An 8,529-nucleotide genomic window follows, 5' to 3' on the forward strand; every position below is an offset into this window, starting at 1 on the left:
CGCGAACGACTTGCGGCAAAAGGCCGGAATCGGCGTCGCCGGACAGAGGGTCCGCCGGTGTCGGCTTGCGATACCCCATAAGATCGTGCTGGTTCGGTCCGGGAGGGAGCACGTATGCAATCCGAAACGCCGCTGCCGCGGTGGTTCACCGATCTACTGGCACATCGCCGCTGGGTCCGGCGCACCCGTCCCTTCGCGCACGTCTACGTGCGCGATGTGTTCGAGCCCCGGTTCTACGCCCGGCTGGCCGCCGAATACGAACAGGTACGCGCCGAACGCCCCCAGCTGTTCGGCAAGGTGGCGAACAACTACGGCGCGTCGGGGGTGAGCCTGAGCGAGTTGCGCGACGGTCCGCTGGAGGTTTTCGTCTCGCGCGCCTGGCACGATCTGATCGCCGGGGTGGTCGGTGTGACCGATGTCACCGGCGATGTGGAGGGTTCGGTCCACCATCATCCGCCGGACAGTCCACGCGGCTGGCCGCACAGCGATCTGGCCCCCGCCTGGTTCGGCAGCCGCGCGCCCGCCAAGGAGGCCATCGCCCTGCCCGATCCGGCCGTCGACCTGAAGAAGGGCACCCGCGCGGCCGGCGTCGAGGCGCGTGAGCTGGTCCGCGCGGTCGCGGTGCTGTTCTATTTCGGCAACCCCGACTGGCAGCCCGGCGACGGCGGCGAGACCGGGCTGTACTCCGCGATCGGCGGGCCGAACCCGGAACCCGCGATCTTCGTTCCGCCGCTGAACAATTCGATGATCGTCTTCGAATGCACGCCGCGGTCGTGGCATGCCTTCGCCGGTGGTAACACCGCCGTGCGCAACAGTGTGGTGATGTGGCTGCACCAGCCACGCGAGTTGGCGGTGCGCCGCTGGGGAGGTGCCGGAATTGCCGAATGGTGATCGGCGTCGGGTCGCCTTGGTGACCGGCGCGGGCGGTCTGCTGGGCCGGACGTTCTGCAGCGCGTACTACCGGGACTACGACATCGTCGCGGTCTGCCGCGATCGGATCCCGCCGGTGCCGTCGCAGGAGGAGTGGTTCATCGATCCGCTCGCGCCGCGAGAGGAGTTGCCCGAGAACGCATCCCGCGTCTTCGTGCTGCGCGCCGACCTGACCCGCGAGGGTGAGGTGGAACGGGTGGTGGATCTGGCGCTGGCGAAGTTCGGCGGGGTGGATCTGCTGGTGAACAATGCCGCGCGGATGGAGATGCAGCCCAACGGCCTGGCCGACGGGGACGGCGCACTGGACGAGTTCGAACCCATGTTCGCCACGAATGTCGGTGTGCCGCTGCGGCTTGCGACCCGGCTCGCGCAACGCTGCTGGATCGGCGCGGACGTGGAGAACCACGAACGCAACCGCAATATCGTCAACGTGTCGAGTCTGTCCGGATCGCAGGTGTATCCGGGCGGGCAGGCCGTCTACTCCGCGACCAAGGCCGCGCTGGACCACCTGACCCGGCATCAGGCATTCGAATTCTCCGAATTCGGGGTGCGAGTGAACGCCATCGCCCCGGACTCGTTCCCGTACCGGGTGCCGACCCAGAAGGTCGCCGGAGCCATCGCCGAACTGGACGCGAGCACGATGACCGGTCTGGTCTTCGGGGTGCTCGGACCGGAATCGGAGCAGACCGGCACCCCGATCACGACCCCGGAGGCCGCGGCGCAGCAGCCCGGCTGACCAGCGCCCGGCATCGGGGTGCGGCGTGTTGCCTCCGACGCCGATCCGGGCGTCCTGCATACTCACAGCTAGTCGACCGAGAGGACCGACGCAGCTCTCCCTCGATCCGAAAGTGCCGAAACGACATGCGAGTCGACGGGCGGGAGATACCGGTCTCCGGCAGCCTCCTGCAACCACACAACCGGCGCACCAGCGACATCCTCCGGGTGATCGGGTCCGCGCTGCTGGTGGTGGTGGTCATCGCGGGATCGCTGATCACCCGGTCGCGCTGGGAGGCCCTGGAACGCTCGGTCTCGGACATCCTGGGCATCCTGACTCCGGAACAGTCCAATCTGGTGTACCTGCTGTACGGCGTCGCGATCTTCGCGCTGCCGTTCGCGATCCTGGTGCGGCTGCTGTTCCGCTGGCAGTGGAAGCTGCTCGGCGGCTATCTGACGGCCGGGCTGATCGCGGTGCTGGCGTTGTCGATCACCGACACCGGGATCTCCGCGCCGCGCTGGCATCTGGCCGAACCGCAGCAGCTCAACACCTTCCTGTCGCAGTTCCTGGACGATCCGCGCTGGATCGCGATGCTGGCCGCGGTGCTCACCGTCGCCAGTCCGTGGCTGCCCGCGTCGTGGCGGCGCTGGTGGTGGGCCGCGCTGCTGGCCTTCGTGCCGCTGCATCTGTTCGTCAGTTTGACGGTGCCCTCGCGGGCGATGTTCGGGCTGGCGGTGGGCTGGTTCGTCGGCGCGGTGATCACGCTCGTGGTCGGCACGCCCGCGCTGGAGGTGCCGCTGGACGGCGCGGTGCGTGTGCTGGGGCGGCGCGGATACACGGTGACCTCGATTCGGGTGGTGCGTCCGGCGGGGCCGGGACCGCTGCTGCTGTCCGCGGATACCGGGCCGAATCATCGGCTGACCATCGAGATGTACGGGCAGAATCAGCGCAGCCGCGGCATGTTGCGGCAGTTGCGGCGGTTCGTGGCGTTCCGAAGTAGTGAGCGCACACCGGTTTTCGCGTCGATGCGGCGCAGTGTGGAACATCGCGCGCTGCTGGGTATCGCGATCGGGGATCTGGGGCTGGCCAGCAACAAGCCGCTCACCGTCGCGGCGCTCGAGCGCGGCTGGACGCTGTACGCGCACACCGTTCCGCGCGGTGAGATCCTGTCGATCTCCGCCGGTGAGGAGGTGCACACCCAGGTCTGGCAGGCGTTGCGGAACATGCATCGCGCCCAGATCTCGCACGGTGATCTGCGCGCCGAGGAGATCCGCATCTCGGAGGGGCGGGTGCTGTTCGGTGGGTTCTCCGCCGCCGAATTCGGCGCCTACGACACCCGTTTCGAATCCGACGTGGCGCAACTGCTGCTGACCACCGGCTCGCTGTTCGGCGCGGAATCCGCCGTGCGCACCGCGATCGAGGTGCTGGGCCGGCAGCTGGTGATCGATGCCTCGCGGCGGCTGACCAAGGCCGCGATCCCCCGGCTGGTGCGCAATTCGGTACACGATCCGGGTGCGGTGATGAAGGAGGTGCGCGAGCAGGTCCTGCATCAGACCGACGAGGATCGGATCGAGGCCGCGCACATCACGCGGTTCTCCCGCAACCAGTTCATCCAGCTGATCCTGCTGATCGGCCTGGTGTACGTGGCGTATCCGTACATCAGCCAGGTGCCGACGTTCTTCACCGAGCTGCGCTCGGCCAACTGGTGGTGGGCGCTGCTGGGGCTGACGGTCTCCGCGCTGACCTACGTGGGTGCGGCGATGGCGCTGTGGGGGTGCGCGGGCGAATCGGTGAATCCGCGCAATCTGCTGCTCATGCAGGTCGCGAACACCTTCGCCGCGACGACCACACCGGCGGGTGTGGGCGGTCTCGCGCTGAGTGTGCGGTTCCTGCAGCGCAGCGGGATGGGGGCGGTGAAGGCGACCGCGGCGGTGGCCTTGCAGCAGGCGGTGCAGGTGATCACGCACGTGGTGCTGCTGATCGTTTTCAGTGTGGCAGCGGGGGTTTCGGCGAATCTGTCGCATTTCGTGCCCAATGCGACGGTGCTGTACTTCGCGGCCGGCGCGCTGCTGGGGGCGCTGGGGATCACCATGTTCGTGCCGACGGTGCGACGCTGGCTGCGCACCGAGGTGCGGCCGCAGCTGGCCGAGGTGGTCAGCGAATTGCGCACGCTCGCACGCGAACCCAGGCGGCTGGCGATGATCGTGCTGGGCTGCGCGTCGATCACGCTCGGCGCCGCCGGGGCGCTGTGGGCCGCGATCGAGGCGTTCGGCGGGCACACCACGTTCGTGACCGTGACCGTGGTGACGATGATCGGCGGGACGCTGGCCTCGGCCGCGCCGACGCCGGGCGGGGTGGGCGCGGTGGAGGCCGCGCTGATCGGCGGGCTGGCGGCGTTCGGGGTGTCGGCGGGGATCGGGGTGCCCGCGGTGCTGTTGTATCGCGTGTTGACGTGCTGGTTGCCGGTGTTCTGCGGGTGGCCGATCATGCGGTGGTTGACGCAGCACGAGATGATCTGAGCGGCAAGCAGTCCCGCATCGCCGCCGGACTTCCGGGAAGCGTCCGCACGGGCGACGATTACTCCGGATGTCGCATCTCCGGAGAAGTCTGCGAACGCCCGGGATTGCACGGCGAGGGCATGATTGCTCCTGAACCGCAACGCGTCCCGTGCCTGGAGACACGAGACTCGTTGCGGTTGAAGCGATCAGCAGATGCCTGCTACGAGCTACGCCGAATAGTCCTTGCGCAGATCGACCTTCACGACCTTGCCGCTGGCGTTGCGGGGCAGTTCGGGGACGATGATCAGATCCTTGGGGTGCTTGTAGCGGGCCAGGTTCTCGTTCAGGAACGGGCCGAGTTCCTCGAGGGTGAGGGTGTCGTCCGGATTCAGCAGGGCGACAACGGCAACCGGCACCTCGCCCCACTTCTCGTGCGGACGTCCGACCACGGCGGCCTCGTGGATCTTGGGATGCGCGAACAGGACGTTCTCCACCTCGGCGCAGTAGATGTTCTCACCGCCGGAGATGATCATGTCCTTTTTGCGGTCCACCACGTAGACGAAGCCCTCCTCGTCCCGGCGGACCAGGTCGCCGGAGTGGAACCAGCCGCCCGCGAACGCCTCCGCGGTGGCCTCGGGCTTGTTCCAGTAGCCCTGCATGAGAGTCGGTCCGCGATAGACGATCTCGCCGATCTCGCCGGGGGCGACGTCGTTCATCTCGTCGTCCACGACGCGGGCCTGGATGGTCGGGATCGGCTGGCCGACCGAACCCAGTTTGCGGATCGCGTCGTCACCCTCGAGCACGCAGGTGATCGGCGACATCTCGGTCTGGCCGAACACCGCGACGTTGCGCGCGTTCGGGAAGCAGTCGTCCATCGCGCGCAGCACGGTGTCCGAGGCGGGCGCGGCGCCCCAGCACAGCATGCGCAGCGCCAGCTTGCGGGTCTTGACCGTCGGCTCCTCGCAGATCATCTGCCACTGCACCGGCACGCAGAACGCCGCGGTGGCCTGCTCCTGCTCGACCGCGTCCAGCCATTCGGTGGCGTTGAACGCGCCGAGCGGATGCAGCACGGTGGTGCCGCCGAGCATGAAATACGGTGTGAGACTGCCGAGTCCGGCGATGTGGAACAGCGGCGAGGTGCAGAAGCCGATCGAGCCCGCGTCCAATTCCATTGCGCGGATACAAGTCAGGGCCTGGGCGTTCATGTTCTCGTAGGACAGCACCGCGCCCTTGGGGCTGCCGGTGGTGCCCGAGGTGTACATGATCAGCGCCGGGGTGTCCTCCGGAATGTCCAGCGGCACATGGGGTTCGCCCTCCTCGACGAGCAGCTCGTCGTAGCCGAGCACGCCCTCGCCGCTCTGCCCGCCGATCACGACGCAGGTCTCCAGCGCGGGCGCCTGCCCCATCACGCCGGTGGCCAGCGGGACCAGCATGGTGTCGGTGACGATGGCCTTGGCGCCGGAATCGGCCACGATGTAGGCGACCTCGGGCGGGGTCAGCCGGAAGTTCACCGGCACCGCGATCGCGCCGAGCGCGTTGATGCCGAAGACGGCCTCGATGTACTCGGTGTAGTTCAACGCCAGCAGCAGCACCCGATCGCCGAACCCGACGCCGCGGCGGGACAGCGCGTCGGCGAAGCGCAGCGACCGCTCGTGGAACTGCCGCCACGTGGTGTCGTGCCCCTTGAACCGGAACGCGACCTGGTCGGGGCGCATCACCGCATGCGTGGCGACCTGATTGTTCCAGTGGTTGCGGCGCGATCGGATCGGCTCGGCGAGCGACTGGGCACCGGTGGTCATGCACGAACTCCCTTCGGAACCGCCGCACGCTCGCGCACCGGCTGCCCCGATGGCGTCCACGGCTGAACAACTGTGAGAATACCAGCTAACTTTTTGCCGTGACAAGGATTACAAAGAGGATCCTAAATCGGTCAGGTCGGTGCAGAACACAGCAGCTCAGATCATTTATTTACATCTGTCAGAAACCTCCGGAATTTCTCCGGCACCCTGAGAGCGCGAGTTAACCGCGCAAACTTACGCTTACATCAAGGGTTGTCCCAGCCCGCTCGGGCATGCCACTATCGACGCATTCGGGCAGGGAGCCGCGGACGGCGCGAGCACCAGATCCGACGGCGGCGATCCCTGGAAAACTCCGCAGCGTCACCGGGGTCGTCGCCGATCGACTCGAGCAGGAGGACATCGATGTTGCGCACCAGGTTCACCGAGCGATTCGGCGTGGAACATCCGATCGTGCAGGGCGGGATGATGTGGGTCGGCCGGGCCGAACTCGTCGCCGCGGTGGCCAACGCCGGTGGTCTCGGCTTCATCACCGCACTCACCCAGCCCACCCCGGACGATCTGCGCCGCGAGATCGAGCGCACCCGCGAGCTGACCGACAAGCCGTTCGGCGTGAACGTCACCATCCTGCCCTCGATCAACCCGCCGCCGTACGAGGAGTACATGAAGGCGATCATCGAGTCGGGCGTGAAGATCGTCGAGACCGCGGGCAGCAACCCCGAACCGTTCCTGCCCTACTACAAGGACGCCGGAATCAAGGTGCTGCACAAGTGCACCAGCGTGCGGCACGCGCTCAAGGCCGAGCGGATCGGCGTGGACGGCGTGTCCATCGACGGTTTCGAATGCGCCGGACACCCGGGTGAGGACGATGTGCCCGGTCTGGTGCTGATCCCCGCGGCCGCCAAGGCGCTGGAGATCCCGATCATCGCCTCCGGCGGCATCGGCGACGCGCGCGGACTGGTCGCGGCGCTGGCGCTGGGCGCGGACGGGGTGAACATGGGCACCCGCTTCATGTGCACCCAGGAGTCGCCGGTGCATCAGAAGGTCAAGGAGCAGATCGTCGCGCAGGGCGAGCGCGACACCCAGCTCATCTTCCGCACCATGAACAACACCGCCCGCGTCGCGGACAACGAGATCAGCCGCAAGGTCGTCGAGATCGAGAAGGCCGGCGGCGTCTTCGAGGACGTGCGGGACCTGGTCGCCGGTGCGCGCGGACGCCGGGTATTCGAGGACGGCGATCTGAACGCGGGCATCTGGACCGCCGGACAGGTCCAGGGCCTCATCGATGACATCCCCACCTGCGACGAGCTGATCTCGCGCATGGTGAGCGAGGCGGAGGGCCTGATCACCGATCGACTGGCGTCGTTCGTGCGCTGAGACCGTCCGCGGTGCGGCCGGCCGAGGGGTAGGTCCCCGGTCGGCCGCACCCATGTCCGGGGTGAATATGCCTGTGGCTCAGGCGCGTTCGGATCAGGCGCGTTCGGCGACCGCGTTGAAGTCGTGGCTGGCGATGATCTCGATCCCCGGCGGTACGGCGTGCAGGCGCTGGACGGTTTCGAAGGCGCGGTCCCGGTCGGCGTCGGCGAGTTGTCCGGGCATGGGGGCCTTCTCGCGAATCAGCTTGATCTGCAAGGTGTTCCACACCGCGTCACCGGCCAGCAGCACGTGCGTGCCGTCGTTCACGGCCAGCAGCACGCCGATGCTGCCCGGGGTGTGCCCGGCCAGATCCAGCAGCACCACCGAACCGTCGCCGAACAGATCGTGACTGGCCGGGAAGGTCAGCACCGGCGGGCCCTCCAGGTGCAGCGGCTGCACCGCGCGGTCGCGCAGCGGGCCGCGCACCACGCCGTAGGGGGCGGTGCCGCCCGTCATCGCCCACTCGTATTCCACTGCCGGAACACGCAATTCGACCGATTCGGGAAGTTCCAGCAAACCGGACACGTGATCCCAGTGCAGATGGGTCGCGATGGTGAAGTCGATGTCCGAACCGGACAGATTCCGCCCGGCCAGCGCGTCCTCGAGTCCCAGCACCGGTTTACCCGGGGCAACGAACATTCCCATCGGGAAAGGCAATCCGGGCACCACCCGCTTGTGCACGTCCGCGCACATCGCCGGGTCGATCACGAACCGGGCGCGGGGATGTTCGACCAGGAACGCGCCCATGCCCATGGGGAGCGTGCCGAGGCTGCGCACGCCCTCGGCGACCAGCGCGGTCGGCGCGGAGGTGCGCGCCTGCAACAGCGCGGTGAGGCGAACCAGGTTGCGCGGGTGCGGGATTCGGGCGGGTTCGAGGCCGGCCAGGAACACCGGATCGGGACGCCGGGGACGCAGCAGACGTCGCGGGGTCGCCACGAGAGCCGCGCAGCACTGCGCGAGGGTGCCCAACGTGCCGGGTCTGCCGTCGGAGAAATCGGTCACATCACCACCTTTGCCGAACGTGCCGGATCCGGCGAAAACCGGCTCGGAGCTCGTGTGCTCAGTCACAGCGACACCGTAGCGATCCTGGTGCGCACAGCAAAGCCCTTCTCCGCGCGCCGACTGCCCGGCATAATCGTTCGAGGTACCTGACGGCCGGCGGACACCGCCGAAT

The 8,529-nt window shown here is 67.8% G+C and carries 6 protein-coding genes; 4 read left to right on the forward strand and 2 right to left on the reverse strand.

Annotated elements, in window-relative coordinates; all coding sequences use genetic code 11:
• Positions 1-114 precede the first annotated feature (114 nt).
• The 3 genes from NRB20_RS35075 to NRB20_RS35085 all read left to right on the forward strand — a co-directional run bounded on the left by NRB20_RS35075 (position 115) and on the right by NRB20_RS35085 (position 4,164).
• Entirely contained in the window at positions 115-891 is a 777-nt protein-coding gene (locus NRB20_RS35075) for a 2OG-Fe(II) oxygenase (protein WP_153415721.1), read from the forward strand.
• Positions 878-1,666 (forward strand): SDR family NAD(P)-dependent oxidoreductase, encoded by a 789-nt coding sequence (locus NRB20_RS35080; protein ID WP_227834174.1) that lies wholly within the window; start codon positions 878-880, stop codon positions 1,664-1,666. The genes NRB20_RS35075 and NRB20_RS35080 overlap by 14 nt, the downstream gene beginning before the upstream one ends.
• Before the next feature lie 125 nt (positions 1,667-1,791).
• Positions 1,792-4,164: a lysylphosphatidylglycerol synthase transmembrane domain-containing protein gene (locus NRB20_RS35085; protein WP_153415722.1), complete on the forward strand. Its 2,373-nt coding sequence runs from the start codon at positions 1,792-1,794 to the stop codon at positions 4,162-4,164.
• Positions 4,165-4,370: 206 nt separating this feature from the next.
• On the opposite strand, the gene fadD5 is transcribed toward NRB20_RS35085, so the two are convergent.
• Positions 4,371-5,942: a fatty-acid--CoA ligase FadD5 gene (gene fadD5 / locus NRB20_RS35090; RefSeq protein WP_153415723.1), complete on the reverse strand. Its 1,572-nt coding sequence runs from the start codon at positions 5,940-5,942 to the stop codon at positions 4,371-4,373.
• A gap of 402 nt (positions 5,943-6,344) precedes the next feature.
• On the opposite strand from fadD5, the gene NRB20_RS35095 reads away from it, so the two are divergent.
• Positions 6,345-7,316: an NAD(P)H-dependent flavin oxidoreductase gene (locus tag NRB20_RS35095; RefSeq protein ID WP_194290119.1), complete on the forward strand. Its 972-nt coding sequence runs from the start codon at positions 6,345-6,347 to the stop codon at positions 7,314-7,316.
• 93 nt (positions 7,317-7,409) lie between these two features.
• On the opposite strand, the gene NRB20_RS35100 is transcribed toward NRB20_RS35095, so the two are convergent.
• Entirely contained in the window at positions 7,410-8,423 is a 1,014-nt protein-coding gene (locus tag NRB20_RS35100; protein ID WP_319945798.1) for an MBL fold metallo-hydrolase, read from the reverse strand.
• Positions 8,424-8,529 lie beyond the last annotated feature (106 nt).

Source organism: Nocardia macrotermitis (assembly GCF_009604405.1).
Classification (GTDB): Bacteria; Actinomycetota; Actinomycetes; order Mycobacteriales; family Mycobacteriaceae; genus Nocardia; species Nocardia macrotermitis.